The organism is Pseudomonas sp. TMW 2.1634, assembly GCF_001703595.1.
Classification (GTDB): Bacteria; Pseudomonadota; Gammaproteobacteria; order Pseudomonadales; family Pseudomonadaceae; genus Aquipseudomonas; species Aquipseudomonas fragi.
This window is the reverse complement of sequence record NZ_CP016849.1, coordinates 3,095,810-3,116,472: the sequence shown is the minus strand read 5'-3', so window position 1 is coordinate 3,116,472 and position 20,663 is coordinate 3,095,810. Positions and strand designations below refer to the sequence as shown.

Annotated in this window: 21 protein-coding genes and 1 other RNA gene; 6 read left to right on the top strand and 16 right to left on the bottom strand. The window is 58.3% G+C overall.

Going from position 1 to position 20,663, the window contains the following annotated elements:
- Position 1: 1 nt before the first annotated feature.
- The 13 genes from BFC21_RS14870 to BFC21_RS14805 all read right to left on the bottom strand — a co-directional run bounded on the left by BFC21_RS14870 (position 2) and on the right by BFC21_RS14805 (position 12,993).
- Positions 2-292, bottom strand: a complete 291-nt coding sequence (locus tag BFC21_RS14870; RefSeq protein WP_120266295.1) for a DUF3077 domain-containing protein — start codon at positions 290-292, stop codon at positions 2-4.
- Positions 289-471 (bottom strand): hypothetical protein, encoded by a 183-nt coding sequence (locus BFC21_RS27585; protein ID WP_120266294.1) that lies wholly within the window; start codon positions 469-471, stop codon positions 289-291. The genes BFC21_RS14870 and BFC21_RS27585 overlap by 4 nt, the downstream gene beginning before the upstream one ends.
- A 383-nt stretch (positions 472-854) precedes the next feature.
- Entirely contained in the window at positions 855-1,109 is a 255-nt protein-coding gene (locus BFC21_RS14855) for an AlpA family transcriptional regulator (RefSeq protein ID WP_120266292.1), read from the bottom strand.
- Positions 1,110-1,184: 75 nt separating this feature from the next.
- Complete coding sequence (locus BFC21_RS14850) at positions 1,185-2,063, bottom strand: hypothetical protein (protein ID WP_120266291.1); 879 nt, start codon at positions 2,061-2,063, stop codon at positions 1,185-1,187.
- Between the two features lie 39 nt (positions 2,064-2,102).
- A complete protein-coding gene (locus BFC21_RS14845) occupies positions 2,103-3,344 on the bottom strand; it encodes a tyrosine-type recombinase/integrase (RefSeq protein ID WP_120266290.1) in 1,242 nt (413 codons plus the stop codon).
- Between the two features lie 165 nt (positions 3,345-3,509).
- Positions 3,510-3,901, bottom strand: a transfer-messenger RNA (tmRNA) gene (gene ssrA / locus BFC21_RS14840).
- 73 nt (positions 3,902-3,974) lie between these two features.
- A complete protein-coding gene (locus tag BFC21_RS14835) occupies positions 3,975-4,256 on the bottom strand; it encodes a hypothetical protein (RefSeq protein ID WP_016783464.1) in 282 nt (93 codons plus the stop codon).
- A 200-nt stretch (positions 4,257-4,456) separates the two neighbouring features.
- Positions 4,457-5,221, bottom strand: coding sequence for an SDR family NAD(P)-dependent oxidoreductase (locus BFC21_RS14830; RefSeq protein WP_016783463.1), 765 nt, complete (start codon positions 5,219-5,221; stop codon positions 4,457-4,459).
- Positions 5,222-5,429: 208 nt separating this feature from the next.
- Positions 5,430-8,240, bottom strand: coding sequence for an FAD-binding and (Fe-S)-binding domain-containing protein (locus tag BFC21_RS14825; protein WP_088378210.1), 2,811 nt, complete (start codon positions 8,238-8,240; stop codon positions 5,430-5,432).
- Positions 8,237-8,908: an LUD domain-containing protein gene (locus BFC21_RS14820; protein WP_088378209.1), complete on the bottom strand. Its 672-nt coding sequence runs from the start codon at positions 8,906-8,908 to the stop codon at positions 8,237-8,239. Before BFC21_RS14820 ends, BFC21_RS14825 begins: the two co-directional genes overlap by 4 nt.
- A complete protein-coding gene (locus tag BFC21_RS14815; RefSeq protein ID WP_120266289.1) occupies positions 8,905-10,365 on the bottom strand; it encodes a LutB/LldF family L-lactate oxidation iron-sulfur protein in 1,461 nt (486 codons plus the stop codon). Before BFC21_RS14815 ends, BFC21_RS14820 begins: the two co-directional genes overlap by 4 nt.
- Positions 10,362-11,186, bottom strand: coding sequence for a (Fe-S)-binding protein (locus BFC21_RS14810; protein WP_088378207.1), 825 nt, complete (start codon positions 11,184-11,186; stop codon positions 10,362-10,364). The genes BFC21_RS14815 and BFC21_RS14810 overlap by 4 nt, the downstream gene beginning before the upstream one ends.
- A gap of 112 nt (positions 11,187-11,298) precedes the next feature.
- A complete protein-coding gene (locus tag BFC21_RS14805) occupies positions 11,299-12,993 on the bottom strand; it encodes a lactate permease LctP family transporter (RefSeq protein WP_083369640.1) in 1,695 nt (564 codons plus the stop codon).
- 261 nt (positions 12,994-13,254) lie between these two features.
- On the opposite strand from BFC21_RS14805, the gene BFC21_RS14800 reads away from it, so the two are divergent.
- Entirely contained in the window at positions 13,255-14,022 is a 768-nt protein-coding gene (locus BFC21_RS14800; RefSeq protein ID WP_016783458.1) for a GntR family transcriptional regulator, read from the top strand.
- A gap of 156 nt (positions 14,023-14,178) precedes the next feature.
- Here BFC21_RS14800 and smpB read toward each other — a convergent pair whose 3' ends face one another.
- Positions 14,179-14,661 (bottom strand): SsrA-binding protein SmpB, encoded by a 483-nt coding sequence (gene smpB / locus BFC21_RS14795; RefSeq protein ID WP_016783457.1) that lies wholly within the window; start codon positions 14,659-14,661, stop codon positions 14,179-14,181.
- 117 nt (positions 14,662-14,778) lie between these two features.
- Between smpB and BFC21_RS14790 the strand changes: the two genes are divergently transcribed.
- From BFC21_RS14790 to BFC21_RS14780, 3 genes are read left to right on the top strand one after another with little or no spacing between them, the layout of a single operon-like run.
- Complete coding sequence (locus BFC21_RS14790) at positions 14,779-16,182, top strand: sodium-dependent transporter (protein WP_029611725.1); 1,404 nt, start codon at positions 14,779-14,781, stop codon at positions 16,180-16,182.
- Positions 16,183-16,189: 7 nt separating this feature from the next.
- Positions 16,190-16,624 carry a type II toxin-antitoxin system RatA family toxin gene (locus BFC21_RS14785; protein WP_016783455.1) on the top strand — a complete coding sequence of 145 codons (435 nt, stop codon included), beginning with the start codon at positions 16,190-16,192 and terminating at the stop codon, positions 16,622-16,624.
- Positions 16,617-16,934 (top strand): RnfH family protein, encoded by a 318-nt coding sequence (locus BFC21_RS14780; RefSeq protein ID WP_088378206.1) that lies wholly within the window; start codon positions 16,617-16,619, stop codon positions 16,932-16,934. The genes BFC21_RS14785 and BFC21_RS14780 overlap by 8 nt, the downstream gene beginning before the upstream one ends.
- A 57-nt stretch (positions 16,935-16,991) precedes the next feature.
- Here BFC21_RS14780 and BFC21_RS14775 read toward each other — a convergent pair whose 3' ends face one another.
- Complete coding sequence (locus tag BFC21_RS14775) at positions 16,992-17,519, bottom strand: outer membrane protein assembly factor BamE (RefSeq protein WP_016783453.1); 528 nt, start codon at positions 17,517-17,519, stop codon at positions 16,992-16,994.
- Positions 17,520-17,617: 98 nt separating this feature from the next.
- Between BFC21_RS14775 and fur the strand changes: the two genes are divergently transcribed.
- Positions 17,618-18,031: a ferric iron uptake transcriptional regulator gene (fur, locus tag BFC21_RS14770; protein WP_029611724.1), complete on the top strand. Its 414-nt coding sequence runs from the start codon at positions 17,618-17,620 to the stop codon at positions 18,029-18,031.
- A 98-nt stretch (positions 18,032-18,129) separates the two neighbouring features.
- Here the strand turns inward: fur and recN are convergent, their stop codons facing one another.
- Positions 18,130-19,812: a DNA repair protein RecN gene (gene recN, locus BFC21_RS14765; RefSeq protein ID WP_088378205.1), complete on the bottom strand. Its 1,683-nt coding sequence runs from the start codon at positions 19,810-19,812 to the stop codon at positions 18,130-18,132.
- A gap of 252 nt (positions 19,813-20,064) precedes the next feature.
- Between recN and grpE the strand changes: the two genes are divergently transcribed.
- Entirely contained in the window at positions 20,065-20,619 is a 555-nt protein-coding gene (gene grpE / locus BFC21_RS14760; protein ID WP_016783450.1) for a nucleotide exchange factor GrpE, read from the top strand.
- Positions 20,620-20,663 lie beyond the last annotated feature (44 nt).

The following is a 20,663-nucleotide window of genomic DNA, read 5'->3' as shown; positions in this document are numbered from 1 at the left end:
GTTAGGCCCCTGGGGTCAGATCACTAAGCTTTTCAAGTCGCCCCAAGACTGCAACGAGTGAGGCTCTTGCACTTTCAAGTGCATGGACCAGCATAAAAGCGCTACGCCCCTCAATGGGTTTTTCCCCCATCGCTGCATCCTCAAGTAATTCTGTTACACCTGAAATCAACTCGGAGGCACTATTAAGGGCGTCTCGGGCGTCAACTTCGGGATTAACACTAAATAGATCCTGTTTTTTGGAAAGCTGGCCTAATGAGGAAAAGTGAACAGTAGTTGTTGTCAGGCGTTTCATTGTGCACACCCGGCCAACATGGCTTCAAAGAAGCGGGCGCGGGCCATTTCGGCGTTGTAACGCTCATGGCGAACTTTGAGGCTGGATTCGCTCTTGAGCTGGGCGAAAGCGCGAGCACGGTGACGCTCGACTTTGTTCTGGACTTCGGACGGAGTGAGGCTGAAAAGATGGGTAAGCATGGGTGTAGCTCCTTTTGCTTTCGAGGAGCTGCCACGGTCCTTCCTACAGGATTGGGTGGCAGCTATGCGTGGGGTAGGAATACCGGGGCAAAAGGAACCCGGCCAGACCGAAGTCTGCCCACGCACAGCCGCCATAAAGCGGAATCTCAGGCATAAAAAAACGCCGGAGATGGAATCTTGGGCGCTGTGCGCCTTTTGCTTGCTCGGGTTCCTACACCCGGTCGCTGATTTGGCAGCGACAGGCGAACGATAGCCTTGAAAACTGTCAGTGGCAACCGAAAATTTACCCAGTCGTGCCCTTGTGCCCTCAGTCGTGCCCACCCTTGGGCATGGGCACGACTGCATAAAAAGGGCACGACTGGAGTGCGTAACGTTCGGACCGCTCATTGTTTCGCATCCAGAATTTGGCTGCTTTGTGCTTTATCTCTGGCATCAATCTTGGATTGCAGCCAGGCCTCGACCTCCGCAACGACGTAATAAGCGGCAGCTTGGCGGGAATCACTATCCTTGATGGGTTTGGGGAATGTGGAGTCTTTCGCTCTGAGCTTGGCGAGGCCGGATCGGGTCACGTCCAGCCATTGGCAGAGGGCGGGCTGACGGATCAGCCCTTTGCTTGAGTGGGGTTTGTTCGGGTGCATTCACTTGCCTCCATACGATTGAGGCTTGCCACGTTATGCACACGACGAAGCAGAGTCATTGCAATTGCAAAATTCCTAAAATGCATCCCTCCTCAGCTTGGCAGCGTCGGCTTGCTTCTGCTTTGCCCGTGCGATTACCTCAAGTCGCTTTTTGTTCGCGGCGGAAAAAATATTATTGATCGTGGTTTCGCTAATGCAGGATGGATAGATATCCTCGATCATCCTGGCAATATCTCCCTGCGAGTATTTCTTACTTCCTTTTTCTACACTCAGCGTTTCAATTATTTGCTTTAAGGCCGAGATAATTATCAACTCCATTCCCATGCTTTCGCTTGGCTCGTTTGCACTCTTTCTGTTAGGGCGCCTTCTGTCAGGGTTTAGATAATCAGGGTCGTCCGTAAAAGGACTCATCCCTCGCCATTCTCCTACAGTCTCGATATCGAAGCCTGCAAACGCGTGGCAGTAGCCATGGATAGTAGGCTCAACCATCTTATTGCTAAGATATCGTTTCACTTTGGCGCTGGAAGGCCTTACTTCAAGCGGTGCGTAAACTCTCACAAAATGATCCTCGCTTATCGGATCAAGATAGCCGTCAACATGTTTTGCAAAGACTTTGTAATCCACTGTTTGAAGCGTTGGAAGCCTGCTATTTCCATGAAATGCCCATTCGGCCGCTCTGAAAATTCCTCCCTCACGAAGGGGGAACGGCAAGGCTCTTAACTCGGACTCATATCCGTTTCCGATGCAAACGTCCTGCTCTAATGCATGGACAAAATAGAATCGCTTTTCTGGAAATGCTCGGCTATCAGTCGGACGAAATTCCATATAGGCCGGAATGATACCCTCCTCAGCAAGCTCAATTATTTCTTCCCTCGAAATGTCCCTACCGATAGCCTTACTGAGGCGCTTACAGGTCTCTTGCTCGCTTATGTACTTCACATTCTTGGTGTGCAATCTGGTCTCCAGAACTGAATTGGTGGATATGGGTTTGTATTAAGCCCGCCTGCTTATGGCCACAACGTTACCGGCTGCGAGCTTGTCCAGATGGTCGGCATACCACTGCATCATCGTCGTTCGCTGGGCCAGGTATTGTGCTTTGTTGTACACCCCTGCAATCCCGTCTTTTACGTGCGATAGCTGGGCCTCAATGTGGTTTTCGTCGAAGCCGTGTTCATTGAGGATCGTGCTGGCGATATGGCGGAATCCGTGGCCAGTTTGTCGCCCTTCGTAACCAAGGCGACGCAGGGCCATCAGAAAAACGGTATTGGAGCGCGGCTTGGTGGTGTCGCTACGGCCAGGAAATAGCAGCAGGTAAGCGCCGGTGAAGTTGTGCAGAGCGAGCAGCAGTTCGACGGCTTGGCGCGGAAGTGGAACCACATGTTCACGACGACGCTTCATTCGTTCGGCGGGAACTGTCCACAGGCCGCCATCTAGATCGAACTCAGCCCACCGGGCTTCTCGCAGCTCAGACGGACGACAGGCGAGCATAGATAGCAGGTGCAGACCGATACGGACGTCTGCCGCGCTCGGGTACGCTCTGATAGCTCGCAAAAGAGGCGGCAGCTCGTCGATTGAAACATGGGCATAGTTCTCGGCTGGCTTGGTCAGCAGGAACTTGTGCAATCCTTCCAGCGGATTGTGGGTAGCGCGGCCAGTGACACGAGCAAGGTCGTAAATTTCCCGGCACATGCCACGTACTCGGCTGGTCTGTTCGACAATCCCGGTTTGCTCCATACCGCGCAGGAACTCCATCCATTCCATTGGCAGAACCCCCTGATAGGGTCGCTTGCCGAAAACAGGAAACACATGCAGTTCCAAGGCGCCGATGGTTCGGGTTGCAGTACCCGCACTCCATCCTTTGCGCTTGTTGGCGTACCACTCACGTGCCAGATGCTCGAAAGTGTTATTGGCGGCTTCGCGCTCCACTGCCTTTTTGGCGCGCTGGGTGGCGAGCATGCTGCCATCTTTCATTGTGCTGTCGCGTAGCTCTGCCGCCTTTTGACGTGCCTGTTCGCCGGTCAACTGGTGGCTGCCCTTGCCGTATCCTCCCAAGCCTAGCCATGACCATTTGCCATCGGCTTTTTTGTAACGCAGCTCCCAGGATTTCTGGCCAGTGGGCTTCACTCGCAGATAGAGCCCGGCGCCATCTAGCTCCCGGTAGGTGCTGGCCTCTGGCTCAAGGCTGGCCAGGGTGGTGTCTGCCATCGGACGGCGCTTAATCTCCGAACGCTTCATGCGTGTATGCCCCAGTTTCAATTTTAAGGCGAGCATACAAGCAGGCATACACGGGGCGCAATGCTGTGTGGGTTCATTCGGGAATGTCCAGACACAAGAAAGCCCGCACAGGGCGGGCTTCTTGGGGTGTTTCCGATCATGTGGGAACATGTGGAAACTAGTATTTGGTGGAGCCGGGGGGATTTGAACCCCCGTCCGCCAGTACTCCGCTGTCGGTACTACATGCTTAGCCGTTTCTATTAAGTTAACCCTCAGCGACCCGAAGGGCAGGGTGCTTTGGGCGAGTTGTGTAAGTTTTAGCCGCTTCGTCCACAACGTACTGCACGGCGATCCTGTTCTATATGACAATCACTTCAGGTTTACAGGCATCCCCTAGTGATTGCTGGACCCGAAGGTACCAGGAGGATGGCTAAGGCAGCTTACGCTGCGAGAGCTTGACCCTCGTAGGTTTCGTCATTGGCAACTATAGAAAGTTGCAACAGTGGATTTACGAGTTCTGTTACCAACTCGGCATGCACCTAGAGTTTCGCAACCGGCGTCGAATCCTAAACGGCCCCGATGCCTGCTGTGTGTAACCAGCAAGCTAGCGGAGTCTACGCCTTTCTGATGCAGAAGGCCAACCCAAAGGGCTTACTCACCACCTTTGTTGTTGTTGGCGATGTCCTGCAGCACTTGTGTGGTCAGTGAAATGCAGGCCTGGGTGCCTTCTTTCGTGCCTTTGGATTGTTCTTCCTTGGCCTGGGCTACGGTGCTGTCGATGTTGTCTTGCAAGTCGGAGCTGATTTCGCCAGAGCTGGCGACTGCATCATTGATCTTTTGCAGGTTGATCTGGCAAAGGTCTTCTGCCGCAAACACCGGGGAGGCCAACATCACAGCGGAAATAAACAGACCAGCAAGAGCGGTACGCTTCATGGGGAAAACTCCTTGTGCACATGGTAGGCCCGGTGCTTCCAGGCTCGGTTTTATGCCCCGATTTTCGGGGCTAAAGCTAAATGACTATAGCTGTGCTCCGGAGTTTTGCTTTGATTTGGCCATCGGCAGGACTTTTTTTTTACCCGCAAACGCTGCGTTTTGTGGCCCGTATTCGTTTGCCCTGGCAGGCATTCAAACGCTTACGCAGTGGTCGAGCCGCCATTGAGCGCGATGACCTGGCCGGTTAGCCAGGATGCTTCGTCAGAGCTCAAAAAGGCCACCGCAGCGCCCACGTCTTCAGGGGTGCCCGCGCGTCCCACCGCGGTGCCGGCCTTGGCCACCTCGTCGTAGCCAAAATTGTTCATGCAACCCAACGACAGCGCATTGGCGGTGACGCCACTGCGTCCGACTTCGTGGGACAGTTGACGCATAAATCCCAGGGCCGCTGCTTTGGCCGCCGCATAGTCGCTCAGGCCATAGCTCAGGCCAAGGCGCCAGGATTCAGAGCTGATGATGACGATACGGCCGTGCTTGCGCTCGCACATGCCATCCACCACCAGGCGTGTCAGGCCTAGAATGGCACGCAGGTTGAGGTCCAGCTGACGCTCGAAGTCGCTGTCCGCCAGGTCCTTGAACTGGCGCAGTGAGCCGGGCATGCCTGGTGGCACACCGGCGTTGTTGACCAGTATGTCGATCTCGCCAAAGGTCTCGCGTGCGGTGGCCACGATCTGTTCACGCACAGAGGCCTGGGTGATGTCACCGGGTGCGGCGCATACCTCAAGGCCTTCGGCTTGCAGGGCCTTGGCGCTGCTTTCGGCGCGCTCGGCATAAAAATCGTTGATGACCACGCGCGCGCCTTGTGTGGCCAGTGCGCGAACGATGCCCAGCCCCATGCCTTGCCCCGACCCTGTGACCAGCGCCACTCGACCCGACAAATCAAACAAGCGATCTTTGGAAGTATTCATGCGCACCCTTTTATTGGTAACGAATGGCCGGGACGGCCATGACGGTGATGGCGATTTTTGTTCCGGTACTACCGTTTCGCTACCTCTGTTTGGACGATGAAGGCTGTGCCTGAGGTCTGATCATCAGGGCGAGCAATGCAGGTGGTTTTTGGCCGGGGGCGCGCTTGTCTCGGGGCTTTTGAGCAAGCGCGCCCAGCCTGTCGGTGGGTTACAACACCTTTGCGCCCGTTACCCGATCCACCAGGTAAACCAGGCCGTGGTAATCAATGCCACCATGCTGGCTCAGGCCGATTTCACAGGTGCGGCTGGTGGAGATGCCTTCGCTGCAATACTGCACCGCGTCTTTCAAGGTGCGCAGCGAGTGGGCGTTCAGCTCGGGGGTGGTGAAGCCCTTGTCGCCAGCAAAGCCGCAGCAATGAATGCCTTCAGGGATCACCACGTCGGTGCTGCACAGTCGCGCAATATCGATCAGGGCCTGGCTTTCGCCCAGGTGCTGGGTGCTGCAGGTGACATGCACGGCAATCGGCGCGGTTTGCGGGGTGAAGTTCAACTTGTCCACAAGGTGGGTGCGAATAAAGCGTACCGGGTCGTACAGGTCGAGGCGGCTTTCGCCCAGGTCCTGCACCAGGCGCAGGGTGCAGGGGCTGGTGTCGCAGTAGATCGGGTCAAGCCCGCCACGGCTTGCATGCAGCAGGGCGCTGATCAGTTCCTGGCGCTTGTGTTCGGCCTGTTCGTTGTAGCCTTTGGACGCAAACGGCTGGCCGCAACACAGGCTGTCCATATTGTCGGGGAACACCACCTGGTAACCGGCTTTTTCCAGCAGGCCGCGAGTTTTGTCCAGCAGCGACATTTGCTCCTTGTCACCTGCCGCCGGGCCCATGACCCGTGACACGCACGCCGCCAGGTACACCACCCGCGGGCGAGCATCCTTGACCGGCGGGGTAAAGCGGATCGCCCGTTCTGGCTGGGGCATGGCGTTGGTCCACAAAGGCACGCGGCCTTTGCTGGCCTTGCTCACGGCAGATGATATTTTTGCCAGACGCGGCGCGCCCAGCAGCATGCGCGCACCGTTGGCTACATGCAGGGTAAAGCGCGCGCCCTGCAGCGCGGTGGTGAAGTGGCCGGCCAACCAGTCAGCCGTTTTGACACTGTCAGCGCTGCGTGCGCGGAGTTTTCTCACCAGTTCGCCGGTGTTGATGCCTACCGGGCAGCGTTGCGCGCATAAACCGGTGGCAGCGCAGGTATCAATGCCTTGATAGGCGTAGGCCTTTTCCAGCTCAGTGGTGTCGATACCCGCGCGCTTCCTGGCCTGGATATCGCGCCAGATCACAATCCGCTGCCGCGGGCTGAGGGTCAGCCCCTTGGACGGGCATACCGGTTCGCAAAAACCGCACTCGATGCACTTATCCACAATCTCGTCAGCCGCAGGCATCGGCTTGAGGTGTTTGAGGTGGATATGCGGGTCTTCGCTGAGCACCACGTCGGGGTTGAGAATGCCCTGGGGGTCAAGCAAGCGCTTGAGCGCCCACATCAATTGGTAAGCGTCGCTGCCCCATTCCAGCTCGACAAAGGGCGCCATATTGCGCCCGGTGCCGTGTTCGGCCTTGAGCGAGCCGCCGAACTCCACCGCCACCAGCTGCGCGACGTCATCCATAAAGGCCTGGTAGCGCGCCACTTCCTCGGGGTTGTTGAAGCCCTGGGTGAAGACGAAGTGCAAGTTGCCTTCGAGCGCGTGGCCAAACAGGATCGCTTCGTCGTAGTGGTGCTTGTCGAACAGCTCGATCAGGCGGTTGACGCCAATGGCCAGTTGCTCGACCGGGAAGGTCACGTCTTCGATGATCACCGTGGTGCCGGTTTTGCGCACCGCCCCGACGGCCGGGAAGGTGTCTTTGCGGATCGCCCACAGCTTGGCGTTTTCTTTCGGGTCTTCGGTGAAGTCGACCTGTTTTTCAACCGGGAAATCAGCCAGCGAGGCCATGATGTGTGCCAGTTGCTCGTGCAGCAAGGTCTGCGATGCGGCACGAGATTCGATCAATAGCGCGCAGGCATTGGCCGACAGTTGTTGTACGAAAGCCGGCATGCCGGGTTTGTCCTGCACCGAGCGCAGGCTGCGGCGGTCGAGCAGCTCGACGGCAGACACGGGCTGGCTTTTGAGGACGGTTACCGCGTTGCAGCAGGTCTCGACATCCGGAAACACGATTAGCGCCGAAGCCTTGTTCGGATGGTCGATCACGGTGTCGTAGGTCACCGAGCTGATAAAGCCCAGGGTGCCTTCGCTGCCCACCAGCAGGTGGCTGAGGATATCCAGCGGGTCGTCAAAATCTACCAGGGCATTAAGCGACAGGCCGGTGGTGTTTTTCAGACGGTATTTGTGGCGGATTTTGGCCGCCAGTTCGGCGTTAGCGCGGGTTTCGCGGGCCAATGTCCCAAGCTGTTCGAGCAAGGGGGCGTGGCTTTGGCGAAAGGCGGCGACATTGGCCGCGTCTTCAGTGTCGACCCGGGTACCGTCGGCCAGCACTACGCGCAGGCCGGCCAGGGTGTGGTAGGTGTTTTGTGCCGTGCCGCAACACATGCCACTGGCATTGTTGGCGACAATACCGCCAATTTTGCAGGCGTTGATCGACGCCGGGTCAGGGCCAATCTTGCGTCCGAACGGGGCCAGCCAGGCATTGGCCTGTGCGCCGATCACCCCCGGTTGCAGGCGGATCTGCTTGCCCTGGCCGCGGATTTCCTTGCCGTTCCAGTTGTCACCGAGCACGATCAGCACCGAGTCGCTGATGGCTTGGCCAGACAGGCTGGTGCCAGCAGCGCGGAAGGTTACCGATACCTGGTCGCGACGGGCCAGGCGCAATAGCTCGACCACTTCGTCTTCGGACTCAACGCGAATCACCAGCTTGGGGATCAACCGATAAAAGCTCGCATCGGTGCCGAACGCCAGGGTCGACAGCGCATCGGTAAAACGACGGTCCTCGGGGATCAGCCGCTCGGCATCCCGCACAAAGGCGACGGGCAGGCTCATGCATCCTCCAGGATCAGCACGATCAGGTCTTTCGGGCCGTGGGCGCCATAGGCCAGTACTTGCTCGATATCAGCGGTTTTCGACGGCCCGGACACCAATAGCGCATTGGTCGGCATGCCGGCGGTCCAGCTCATTTCACGCTGCACCTGATAGAAGTTGTCGCGGATTTCGCTGGCCTTGAGCAGGGCAAAATGCACCGGCGGCACCAGGCTCATCAGTCGTGGTTCTTCCGGGGTTGGCCACATGATCAGGCTACCGGTGGCGGCAATTGCACCCAGGGTGGTGGTCAAGCTGGCCGGGGTGTCGTTGAACAGTTCCGCTTTCCACGCTTCTACCGGGCGGTCGTAGGCCTTAAGTGTCGGCAGCGCAGGGTTTTGCGCCCAGTGCGCCGTCACTTTTTGCCCGTGAGGTGTAGTCGGCGCGATCAGCAGGCTCGGCAATTGCCGGTCGGTGACCAGTTGCGCCAATAGCGCAGGCCAGCCCTGTTCGGTGCTGAGGTGGATTTCAGTGTGGACCGCTTCCATCAGCTTGCGCAGTTGCGGGATGCGTTGCTCCGGGGTGTAGGTCCAGGGCTCTGTGACCAGCACTTCGTCGAAGTTGTCAGGCACCGGCGTGGTGCCCGTCAGGCTTTTTCGCAGCTTATTGAGGATGTTTTGCTTGGCGCTCATCGTGTTTCTCCCGACTTTTTCGCCAGATGCTCGCGGGCCATATCGTGCAGCGAACGGGCGGCAGGTTTGGGCGCGCTGTGGTTTTGCGTCCACGGGCCTACCTTGCTCGGCGTCAGGGCACGCAGGCGGGTGGCGGCCTTGAGGAAGGTGCGATAAAGGGCCGGGGAGCTGTTGAGCTTGGCCCACATGTTCCAGATCAGGCGCTCTTTAGGCGAATACTTGCTGCCCTGACCACGCATGATGCGCGGCACCGTGTCGGGGGCTTTGACGTTTTCTTCGCGCAGGCGCCGCAACAATGCCGGGATTGGAATTTTTACCGGGCACACTTCGCCACAGGCACCGCACAGCGACGAGGCGCTCGGGTGATCCGGGACTTTTTTCAGGCCCACCATATGCGGCGTGATGATCGCGCCAATCGGGCCGGGATACACCTCGCCGTAGGCATGACCGCCAATGCGGGTGTAAACCGGGCAGTGATTCATGCAGGCACCGCAGCGAATGCAGTTCAGCGTCTGGCGCAACTCGCTGTCGGCAAATGCCTGGCTGCGGCCGTTGTCCAGCAATACCAAATGCACTTCTTCAGGGCCGTCCAGCTCGCCGGGCTTTCGCGGGCCGGAGATCATGTTGACGTAGGTGGTGATCGGCTGGCCGAGGGCCGAGCGGGTCAGCAAGGACAGCAGCGGTACAACGTCGCGCAGGTTTTCGACCACTTTCTCGATACCGGTGACGGCAATATGCACCGGCGGCACGGTAGTCGACATACGCCCGTTGCCTTCGTTTTCCACCAGCAGCAGGGTGCCGGTCTCGGCAACGGCGAAGTTGACGCCGGACACGCCGATATCGGCTTCAAAGAACTTCTGGCGCAGTACGCGGCGGCCGATCTGGATCAGTTGATCCACGTCCTTGGTGTATTCCACACCGAGTTTCTCGTGAAACAGGTCGGCCACTTGCCCGGCGTTTTTATGGATCGCGGGCATGATGATATGGGACGGTTTTTCGTTGTCGAGTTGAACGATATATTCGCCCATATCGGACTCAAGGCATTCAATGCCCTGGGCGCCGAGCACATGGTTCATCTCCATCTCTTCGCTGACCATCGACTTGCCTTTGATCACCTGTTTGGCGGTGCGCCGGCGGGCGATGGACATGACGATTTCATTGGCTTCGTCGACGGTTTCCGCCCAATGAACCTGCACGCCATTACGGGTCAGGTTGGCTTCCAGGCGTTCCAGCAGGTCAGGCAGCTTGGACAGGGCGCGGGCGCGGATGGCGTTGCCAAGGGCTCGCAAGTGTTCGCGCTCGTGAGCGTCGCTGAAGGCAACAGCGCGCTTGGTCATCAGAGAATCCATTGCACTGCGGAAGTTGTTTCGCAGTTGCTTGTCACCCAGGGCTTCGTGAGCGCGCTCGCGGAAGTCTTCTTCAACCGCGACGGTAGGGATCAGGGTGCTGGCGTTCATTGGCCACCTCCGGTGCGCTGCCACAGGAAACTGGCCAGATGCTGGCCGCGCAGGGACTCTTTCTGTTTTTCCAGCGAGCCGTTGATATTCATCAGGCAGCCGCAATCGGCGGTGAGCACTTGATGTGCACCGGTTTCAATCAAGGAGCGGGTCTTGTCGGCGACCATTGCGCCGGAAATATCCGGCATGCGTACGCTGAAGGTCCCGCCAAAACCGCAGCATTCACTTTCATGGCTGTGGTCGATGCGCTCCACATTGCTCAACTGCGCAAGCATTTCGCGACCGTGCAGGTGGGTGTTCATTTCACGGCGTGCCGAGCATGAGGTATGCAGCGCGACCTTGACCGGGGCGCCGTGGTCCTTGAACTGGACCTTGCACACAAACAGCAAAAATTCGGTGAGTTCAAAGGTGCGTTCGGCCAGGGCGTGAACCTTTTTCAGGGTTTCGGGCTCGTCCTTGAACAGGTCTTCATAGTGTTCGCGCAGCATGCCGGCGCAGGAGCCGGACGGCACGACCACCGGGTAGTCTTCGGCGAACAGGGCCAGTTGCGATCGGGCTACTTCCCGGGCCTGTTCGGTGTAACCCGAGGTGTAGGCCGGTTGGCCACAGCAGCTTTGGCCTTGCGGGTAGTCAACTTCGATACCTTCGCGTTCGATCAGGTGGATGGCGTCCATCCCGGCTTCGGGGAAGAACAGATCGACCACGCAGGTGCCGAACAGGTAAACCTTGCGCGGTTTTTGCGCGGGGTATTGGCGGGGGACAGGCAAGGGCGGGGCGACACGGGTCGCATTCGGCACGGCGTTGTAAAAAAGCTCGCTCATCAGGCGTCTCCGGGTGGTCCCGGTTATGTGTCCACCGAGGTGGACCGGGTCGTGAATTACTGACGCCGGGGCATGCCCCGGCGCCATTAACGTGCAGTAACCATAGCGCTTATCAGTGAACCAGCATGCCGGTGAACCAGTAGGCCTGGGCCAGGGTGATCAGACCGACGATGGTGGCGAAAAACAGGCTGTGCTTGAGGGTGAAACGGAACAGGTCGGATTCCTTGCCCACCAGGCCGGTCGCGGCGCAGGCCACGGCGATCGATTGCGGGGAAATCATCTTGCCGGTCACGCCGCCGCTGGTGTTGGCGGCCACCATCAGGGTGTCGCTGACGCCGATCTGGTGCGCAGTGGTGGCCTGCAGCGAGCTGAACAGGGCGTTGGACGAAGTGTCGGAACCGGTCAGGAACACGCCCAGCCAGCCGAGGAACGGCGAGAAGAACGGGAACGCAGCGCCTGTACCTGCCAGTACCAGGGCCATCGTCGAAGACATGCCCGAGTAGTTGGTGACAAAGGCAAAGGCCAGCACCATGCCGATGGACAGGATCGGCCAGCGCAGCTCGTAGAAGGTCTCTTTTAAAGTGGTCAGACCAGTCTTGATGTCGATTTTCAGGATCAGCATCGAGATCAGCGCCGAGAAGAAAATCGCCGTGCCGGTGGCGGAAATCGGGTCCAGTTTGAACACGGCGGCAATGGCCGTCGGCGCGTTGACGATAGGTGCGGTCTTGATCACCAGTTGATCCAGGTGCGGGATCGCGAAGTTAAACACCCAGCCGTACATCGAACCGCCAGCTGAGAACATCGCCTTGAACGGTTTGAGGGTCCAGATGGTGACCAGTACGGTCAGGATCAGGAACGGCGACCAGGCTTTCAGAATCTGCATCAGGCTGTAAGGCGAAGCCATCAGGTTGGTTGGCTTGCCGAAACCACCTGCGCTGGCGGTAACGATTACGTCAGAGCTAACCCCAGCAATTCGTGCGCCTGCGCTACGTTTTGGCTGCCAGACTTTGAGGAACAGGGTCAGGCTCACAAGGCTGGCCAGGGCCGAGGTGATGTCCGGCAGTTCCGGGCCAATGTAGTTGGAGGTGTAGTACTGGGTGATGGCGAAGCTCAAGCCCGCCACCAGGGCTGCGGGCCAGGTTTCACGCACGCCGCGCAGGCCGTCCATCATGAACACCAGCCAGAACGGCACGAACAGCGACAGCAGTGGCAGCTGGCGGCCGGCCATTGCGCCGATCTTGAAGGCGTCGATACCGGTGACCTGGCCGGCCACGATGATCGGGATGCCCAGGGCACCAAAGGCCACTGGGGCGGTGTTGGCGATCAGGCACAGGCCAGCGGCGTACAGCGGGTTAAACCCCAGGCCTACAAGCAGTGCAGCTGTAATCGCTACCGGCGCACCGAAACCGGCTGCACCTTCAAGGAAAGCACCGAAGCAGAAGCCGATGAGCAGCACTTGCAGGCGCTGGTCGTCGGTGATCGACAGCACGGAACTGCGGATGATTTCGAACTGGCCGCTCTTGACGGTCAGTTTGTAGAGGAACACCGCGGCAACGATGATCCAGGCAATTGGCCACAGGCCATAGGCAAATCCATAGCCCGCTGCTGCGAAGGCCATGTCGACAGGCATCTGGAAGGCAAAGATGGCCACCAGAATCGACAGGACGAGGGTGATGCTGCCAGCGACATGGCCTTTGAGGCGGAACACGGCCAGGGCGAGGAAGAAAAATACGATCGGGACGACGGCCGCGAGAGCGGACAGGCCGAGGCTGCCGAGCGGGCTATAGAGCTGTTGCCAGGTTTGCATATGGGGTGGCCCCTAATTGTTATTGGTCGATGCTGTCGACTGCTTTTGGTATATTGGTATTACCAATTTACAATCGCTGTTGGCTAGGTTAAAAGCCTTATGAGGCATGTGTCAATTTGCCGCCTCTAAATCTTTCGTCGAGGTATTCGTTGTCAGGGCATCTGATGGGGTTTTGAGCGGTGTTTCTGATGGGTGTATGCGTGGCGCCAATCGGCGAGAATAGCGGCCCCCGGCGCGTGGCCGGGAGGGTGGAGAGCAGTTATGGGGTTTGATCAGATCCGGCAGCGCCGTTTGTCGGACGATATTGTCGAGCAGCTCGAGGGCATGATTCTCGAGGGCACGTTGAAGTCGGGTGAACGCTTGCCCGCTGAACGTGCGCTGGCGGAGCAATTTGGAGTATCGCGCCCGTCGTTGCGCGAGGCGATCCAGAAGTTGTCGGCCAAGGGGCTGCTGGTCAGTCGCCAGGGTGGCGGCAATTATGTGGCCACATCCTTGGGCTCGACCTTTAGTGATCCCTTGTTGCAGTTGCTGGAAAGCAACCCTGAAGCCCAGCGCGATCTGCTTGAGTTTCGTCATACGCTTGAGGCTTCGTGCGCTTTTTACGCGGCCTCGCGGGCGACCGAGATGGATCGCGAGCGTCTGCGGCTGGCCTTTGAGCGGTTGCAGGACTGTTATGCGCGGGTTGATGAAGTCAGTCGCGCAGAAGAGGGGGAGGCCGATGCCAACTTCCACCTGGCCATTGCCGAGGCAAGTCATAACGCGGTGTTGCTGCATACGATTCGCGGGTTATTCGACCTGCTCAAGCGCAACGTGGTGACCAATATTGGCGGCATGTACAAGCAGCGCAGTGAAACGCGCGACATGCTGATCAGTCAGCATCGCGAGTTGTATCTGGCGATTATCGAGGGCAGGGCGGAAGACGCCCGGGAAGTGGCGAGCCGTCACCTCGTGTATGTGCAGGAAGTGTTGGAAGAGGTGCGTCAGGAAGTTCAGCGCATGGCGCGGGCCGAGCGGCGTAATGGCTTGTAAGTGTTGATGCAAGCCCTGTGGGAGCAGGCTTGCTCGCGATTCAGGCAGCTCGGTAAATCAGGTATACCAAGTCGATCCCATCGCGAGCAAGCCCGCTCCCACAAGAGCTGAGGCAGCATCAAGGCAGTTGCTCCCACAAGTACAAGGGCAGAAGAACTAGTCTTCCTTGCCCTTGTTGCGCACCGCACGTTGCAGCTCGCGATCGGAATCGCGCTCACGTTCGGTATGACGCTTGTCGTATTCCTTCTTGCCTTTACCCAGGGCAATTTCGCACTTGATCAAGTGCTTGCTCCAGTAAAGCGAGAGGCAGACGCAGGCGTAACCCTTTTGCTGCACCGAGGCAAACAGCTTCTCAAGCTCGCGCTTGTTGAGCAGCAGTTTGCGGCTGCGCGTCGGGTCGGCAATAACGTGGGTGCTGGCCGTCGTCAGAGGCGCAATATGGCTGCCGAGCAACCATGCTTCACCATCCTTGAGCAGCACATAGCTGTCGACCAGCTGTGCCTTGCCTGCACGCAGACTTTTTACTTCCCAGCCGGCCAGGACCAGACCAGCCTCGAACCGATGTTCGATGAAGTAATCGTGTCGCGCTTTTTTATTCTGCGCGATGGTCCCTGTAGGGTGTTTCTTCTGTTTAGCCATAGGGGCGGCATTATAGGCAGTTGCGAGCCTGTCGGCTACGGGCACCTGCGTGCTTGAGCGTGTAGGGTGATTCCCGGACAATGCGCCCTCTTTTTTTAGTGGTTGGGCGTAGTAACGATGTCGACAGACAAGGTTTCTGTCCACGGCAGTTGGGCAAGCCGTTGGGTCTTTATTCTCGCTGCGACCGGTTCTGCCGTGGGTTTGGGCAGTATCTGGAAATTCCCTTACATGGTTGGCGTCTATGGTGGCGGCGCGTTTGTGTTGGTGTTTTTGGCCTGTATCGCGCTGATCGGTGTGCCGGTGATGCTGGCTGAAACCCTGATCGGGCGGCGTGCACGGCTTAGTCCGGCAAATGCCTTGAAGGTGTTGGCAGTCGAGGCGGGGCATTCGGGGCGTTGGTCGTGGGGGGCGTTTGCCGGGATGATTACGGCGCTGCTGATTTTGTCTTTCTATAGTGTGGTGGGCGGCTGGTCGCTGGATTACATCATCAATATGGGCAAGGGCGACTTTCAGGGCGCGACGGCCGATCAGGTCGGGCAGTACTTTGCAGAGGTAATCTCCAACCCCTGGCGCCTCACGTTCTGGCATACCGGGTTTATGCTGCTGTCTGCGTATGTGATCGCCAAGGGTGTGGTGGCGGGGCTTGAGCGCAGTTTGCGGATCATGATGCCGCTGCTGTTTGTGCTGCTGCTGGTATTGCTGGGTTACAGCATGACCACCGGGCACTTTATGCAGGGCGTGCATTTCATGTTCGACTTCAACCCTGACCGCGTGCTTGACGGGTTGCTGGCCGCAATGGGCCATGCGTTCTTCTCCCTGAGCGTGGGCGTGGGGTCCATCATGATCTACGGCGCGTATATGCCCAAGAATGCGTCGATCTCCGGGACTGTGGTGGGGGTGGCATTGATCGACACCTTTGTCTCATTGCTCGCCGGGCTGGCATTGTTTCCAATTGTGTTTGCGTCGGGGCTCAATCCAAGCGAAGGCCCGGGCCTGATGTTTGTGACCTTGCCGTTTGCCTTCGGCAATGTGGCCTTTGGTCAACTGATGGGCGTCGTGTTTTTCGTTCTGGTGGCGGTGGCCGCCTGGAGCTCGGCGATTTCGTTGCTGGAACCGATGGTGGCGTACCTGGTGGAGCGCACCAGGGTGCGGCGCCTGTGGGTCACCTTCTGGCTGGCATTCAGTTGCTGGTTTGTTGGCCTGGGTACGGTGTTTTCGTTCAATATCTGGAAGCAGGCCAAGTTCTTTGTGAACGAAGATTCCGGTTTCCACCTCTACCAATGGGGCGCGGCCAGTGGCCTGGATTTCTTTGGTGTCGTCGATTTCTTCACCTCGCGTATTATGTTGCCATTGGGCGGCCTGTGTTTTGTGGTCTTTGCAGGCTGGATCATGGGGCGCGGCGCGGTTCGCGATGAGTTGTCGATGCGCAGCCCGGTGATGTTCGCCCTGACTCTTTTTTTGATGCGCTATGTGGCGCCACTCGGCATTCTGATTGTGTTTGCCGCCCAGCTGTGGAAGTAACGCTGACATGACTACCCATATCCAACGCTCTGCCTTGTTGCCTTATCCAGCCCAGGCGCTGTATGACCTGGTGAACGATGTTGCGAGCTACCCGCAGTTTTTGCCGTGGTGCTCGTCTGCCGAAATCCTGGAAAGCACTGAAGTGCTGATGCGCGCCAGCCTGGGCGTGGCCAAGGGCGGCTTGAGCCAGCACTTTGTCACGCGCAACACCCTGGTGCCCGGGCAGTCCATCGAGATGAACCTTGAAGAAGGCCCGTTTACCAAGCTGCACGGCGTGTGGGTGTTCAAGCCGCTGGGTGACAAGGCGTGCAAGATCAGCCTGGACATGACCTTTGATTACGCCGGGGCCATCGTCAAGGCGACTCTGGGGCCTTTGTTCAATCAGGCGGCCAATACGCTGGTGGATGCTTTCTGCCAGCGCGCCAAACAGCTGTATGGCTGAGCCCGTGATTGAAGTTGAGGTGGTTTACGCCGCTGTGGATCGCCAGTGCCTGCTGACCGTGATGGTGGCCCAAGGCACGACGGTGCGGGCTGCGGTGTTGGCGTCGGGCATCGGGCGCGAGTTTCCAGAGGTAGACCTGGTCAATTGCCCGGTGGGGATTTTCGGCAAGCAGGTGGCTGACCCTGATACCCGGGTGCTGCAGGCCGGGGAGCGCATCGAACTGTATCGTGCGCTGTTGGCCGACCCCAAGGAGATTCGCCGCCAGCGTGCGGCCAAGGCTGCCGAGGCCAAGCGCCTTAGCCAGCCCTGACAGCTTTATGGCAGGCAACAAAAAGCCCGGCATGCCGGGCTTTTTTGTACCGAACGTTTATTGCTCGGTGGTATCCAGAGGTTCTGGCGTAGGAACCGGTACGGTTTCAACACCGTCCACGTCCTTCTGGATCTGATCAAGCAACGAACCAGGCTTGGCTGGAACTTCGCTCTTCTCGGCTGGTGCTTGGGTAGCCGGTTCGGTCACGTCTGTGCCGCCGGTTTTGCCGAGAATGGCTTCGTCGCGGCTGACGCCAGGCTTGAAGTCACCTGACAGGCTCACGAGCTGGTCGTTCTGGTTGAAGAACACACTGATGCGTTCCTGTTGGCGTTCACCGCCGCCGGGCTGCAGGCTATACAGGTAATCCCAGCGATCAGGGTGGAATGTATCGGTCAGCAGGGCGTTACCCATGATAAACCGCACTTGCCGGCGGGTCATTCCCGGGCGTAACTGGTTTATCATGTCCTGCGTGACGACATTGCCCTGTTGGATGTCGATTTTGTAAACCCCGGGGAATGAACAACCGGCGAGTGCGAGCAGTCCCACAAAGGTGAAACTGGTTAGCAAGAGCTTGGTGTTTTGCATCGGTGGGCGACTTCCACTATCTTGGCTGGGACAACGTAAACGCCGATCATACCCGTATTAAGAGAAGCTGCGAAGCGGCTTCCGCGAGAAAGCTAACCATGGTTGAAAATAGCGAACTACGTAAGGCCGGACTTAAGGTGACTCTGCCACGAGTCAAAATTCTACAGATGCTTGACTCTGCAGAGCAGCGTCACATGAGCGCCGAGGATGTTTACAAGGCACTTATGCAAGCGGGCGAGGACGTCGGTCTGGCCACGGTTTACCGTGTACTGACCCAGTTTGAGTCAGCAGGGCTGGTGATTCGCCATAATTTCGATGGCGGTCATGCTGTCTTTGAATTGGCTGATGCTGACGGCGGCCACCACGACCATATGGTCAACGTGGACAGCGGTGAAGTGATCGAGTTTTTCGACGAAGACATCGAAAAACTGCAGCACGCCATTGCAGCCAAGCACGGTGTCGAGTTGGTGGATCACAACTTGGTGCTGTACGTGCGCAAGAAGGCCAAGTAAGAGCATGTCACGCGAATTACGGTTCGCGAAACGATCGAAGGCGGCCCAAGGGCCGCCTTCGTGCTTTCTGATACCGGTTATTTCATGACCGTTCGTCGTTAAGCTGCAAGATTCTTCGCCGTGATCACCATTTTTTTGGCGTGGGCCAGGGATTCCTTGGTCAGGTCGATACCGCCAAGCATACGGGCGACCTCTTCGACGTGCTCTTTTTTGCTCAGTTTGGCCACGGCAGTGCGGGTGGTCTCGCTTTCGCGCACCTTGTGGACAAACAGGTGCTGATGGCACTGCGCGGCCACTTGCGGCAAGTGAGTGACCGTCAGCACCTGACCGCGCTCGCCCAGGCGGCGTAGCAGTTGCCCGACGATCTCTGCAGTCGGGCCGCCAATGCCCACGTCTACTTCGTCGAATACCAGGGTCGGTACGCGGGACGTTTGTGCAGTAATGACCTGAATGGCCAGGCTGATACGCGACAGTTCGCCGCCCGAGGCAACCTTGGCCAGGGCCTTGAGGGGTTGGCCGGGGTTGGCGCTGACCAGCAGTTCAACCTGCTCCAGGCCGTGGGGGGCGGGATCACTGCTGGCTTGTGGGCGCAGTTCGATCACGAAGCGGCCCCCGGGCATGCCCAGGCGCTGGATCTCTTCTTCTACGGCAGTGCTCAGGCGTGTTGCGGCCAGGCTGCGCAGATTGCTCAGTTCCCGTGCGCACTCTTGATAGTGGCGGGTAAAGGACGTCAGCTCATTGGCCAGGCGCTCGATGTTTTCATCGTTGGCGTTGAGGGTTTCCAGTTCATCCAGCAGTTTTTGCTGCAGGGCGGCTACGTCGGTGGGCTGGACCCGATGTTTGCGCGCCAGGGTATAGATGGTGTCGAGGCGCTCTTCGAGGTACTGCAGGCGGCCCGGGTCAGCGTCGAAATGGTCGATAAAGCGGTTGAGTTCACCTACCGCCTCTTCGACCTGAATCTGTGCGCTGGCCAGCAGGTCAGTGGCTTCGCCCAGCGAGCCCGAGTTGCTGTTGATGCTCGACAGGCGGTTGAGGCTGGCTGTCAGTGCATTAAGTACATTGCCGGAATCGCTTTCGCTGCATTGCTCGACCACTTGTCGGCAGATGGTCAGCAGGGTTTCGGCGTTGGTCAGGTTTTTGTGTTCCTGCTCCAGCTCTTCCAGTTCGTTCTCGCCCAGAGATAGTGTTTCCAGCTCTTCAAGCTGATAGCTCAACAGTTGATGGCGTGCGCGCTGTTCATCGCCAGAGTTGGACAGGTGCTCAAGCTCTTGCCTGGTCTGACGCCAGCGTTGTGCCGCCATTTGCACCTGGCGGGCCAGGTCGGTGGCGCCGGCGAATTCGTCGAGCAGGCGACGGTGGGTGTCGGGCTTGAGCAGCGACTGGTGTTCATGCTGGCTGTGGATATCGATCAGCAGCTCGCCCAGGGCTTTGAGGTCGCCCTGGGGGCAGGGCGTGCCGTTGATATAGCTGCGCGAGCGGCCTTCGGCGGTGATGACCCGGCGCAAGATGCACGGGCCGTCGCCTTCAAGGTCGCGCTCGGCCAGCCAGGCGCGGGCTTCGGGGATGTCCTGCAAGTCGAACGTGGCCAGGATATCGGCCTTGTCGGCTCCGGGGCGCACGACGCCGCTGTCGGCGCGGTCGCCAAGGGTGAGGCCCAATGCATCGAGCATGATCGATTTGCCGGCGCCAGTCTCGCCAGTGATTACACTCATCCCGCGATCCAGTTCCAGATCGAGATGTTCAACGATGGCGTAGTTGTGTACGGACAGGTGCACCAGCATGGGAGCTGCTCCAAAACGTAATGTCTGGTTATTTATACAGTGTTTTGTTTCCTGCTGACAATGGTTGCGCTTAGTTCGATTTGCTTGTTTTTATCGGGTTCTTAGCTCGTTTGGTTTTTTCAGCTGGGGCAGGGTGAGGGGGCAAACATGCCTTTTATGGTTTTTTGGCTCTTGAACCTGAGAATTGCGACCCCATATACCTTGGCACAAGCGCGAGTCGAGCTCGCGGACGATGTTTGAAAGGAGAAATCTATGGCAGACGAACAGACTATGGATACGCAGAACCAGGAAGCCGAAGTAGCTGGCGAAGATCTGGCAACCCGCGTGCAGGTGCTTGAAGAGCAGCTGGCAGCCGCTAACGATCAGGCTCTGCGCGTAGCTGCCGATCTGCAGAATGTTCGCCGTCGCGCCGAGCTGGATGTTGAGAAGGCGCACAAGTTTGCGCTGGAAAAGTTCGCTGGCGACCTGTTGCCGGTGATCGACAGCCTGGAGCGCGGTCTTGAATTGTCCAGTGCGGACGACGAGAACATTCGCCCGATGCGTGAAGGGATCGAGCTGACCCTGAAAATGTTCCAGGACACCCTGAAGCGTTACCAGCTGGAAGCGATCGATCCGCACGGCGAACCCTTCAATGCCGAGCACCACCAGGCGATGGCCATGCAGGAAAGCGCTGACGTGGAGCCAAACAGTGTGCTCAAGGTGTTTCAAAAAGGCTATCAGCTCAATGGTCGCTTGCTGCGCCCGGCTATGGTCGTAGTCAGCAAGGCGCCAGCGCCGGTTTCGCCATCGATTGACGAGCAGGCTTGAAATCGGCCGCAAGGCCCCCATTTAGAAGTCAAGCGTTAAGCAGT

Coding starts and splice junctions, on each gene's coding strand:
- BFC21_RS14870 (WP_120266295.1), bottom strand. CDS start 292: ATGAAACGCCTGACAACAACTACTGTTCACTTTTCCTCATTAGGCCAG.
- BFC21_RS27585 (WP_120266294.1), bottom strand. CDS start 471: ATGCTTACCCATCTTTTCAGCCTCACTCCGTCCGAAGTCCAGAACAAA.
- BFC21_RS14855 (WP_120266292.1), bottom strand. CDS start 1,109: ATGCACCCGAACAAACCCCACTCAAGCAAAGGGCTGATCCGTCAGCCC.
- BFC21_RS14845 (WP_120266290.1), bottom strand. CDS start 3,344: ATGAAGCGTTCGGAGATTAAGCGCCGTCCGATGGCAGACACCACCCTG.
- BFC21_RS14835 (WP_016783464.1), bottom strand. CDS start 4,256: ATGAAGCGTACCGCTCTTGCTGGTCTGTTTATTTCCGCTGTGATGTTG.
- BFC21_RS14830 (WP_016783463.1), bottom strand. CDS start 5,221: ATGAATACTTCCAAAGATCGCTTGTTTGATTTGTCGGGTCGAGTGGCG.
- BFC21_RS14825 (WP_088378210.1), bottom strand. CDS start 8,240: ATGAGCCTGCCCGTCGCCTTTGTGCGGGATGCCGAGCGGCTGATCCCC.
- BFC21_RS14820 (WP_088378209.1), bottom strand. CDS start 8,908: ATGAGCGCCAAGCAAAACATCCTCAATAAGCTGCGAAAAAGCCTGACG.
- BFC21_RS14815 (WP_120266289.1), bottom strand. CDS start 10,365: ATGAACGCCAGCACCCTGATCCCTACCGTCGCGGTTGAAGAAGACTTC.
- BFC21_RS14810 (WP_088378207.1), bottom strand. CDS start 11,186: ATGAGCGAGCTTTTTTACAACGCCGTGCCGAATGCGACCCGTGTCGCC.
- BFC21_RS14805 (WP_083369640.1), bottom strand. CDS start 12,993: ATGCAAACCTGGCAACAGCTCTATAGCCCGCTCGGCAGCCTCGGCCTG.
- BFC21_RS14800 (WP_016783458.1), top strand. CDS start 13,255: ATGGGGTTTGATCAGATCCGGCAGCGCCGTTTGTCGGACGATATTGTC.
- smpB (WP_016783457.1), bottom strand. CDS start 14,661: ATGGCTAAACAGAAGAAACACCCTACAGGGACCATCGCGCAGAATAAA.
- BFC21_RS14790 (WP_029611725.1), top strand. CDS start 14,779: ATGTCGACAGACAAGGTTTCTGTCCACGGCAGTTGGGCAAGCCGTTGG.
- BFC21_RS14785 (WP_016783455.1), top strand. CDS start 16,190: ATGACTACCCATATCCAACGCTCTGCCTTGTTGCCTTATCCAGCCCAG.
- BFC21_RS14780 (WP_088378206.1), top strand. CDS start 16,617: ATGGCTGAGCCCGTGATTGAAGTTGAGGTGGTTTACGCCGCTGTGGAT.
- BFC21_RS14775 (WP_016783453.1), bottom strand. CDS start 17,519: ATGCAAAACACCAAGCTCTTGCTAACCAGTTTCACCTTTGTGGGACTG.
- fur (WP_029611724.1), top strand. CDS start 17,618: ATGGTTGAAAATAGCGAACTACGTAAGGCCGGACTTAAGGTGACTCTG.
- recN (WP_088378205.1), bottom strand. CDS start 19,812: ATGCTGGTGCACCTGTCCGTACACAACTACGCCATCGTTGAACATCTC.
- grpE (WP_016783450.1), top strand. CDS start 20,065: ATGGCAGACGAACAGACTATGGATACGCAGAACCAGGAAGCCGAAGTA.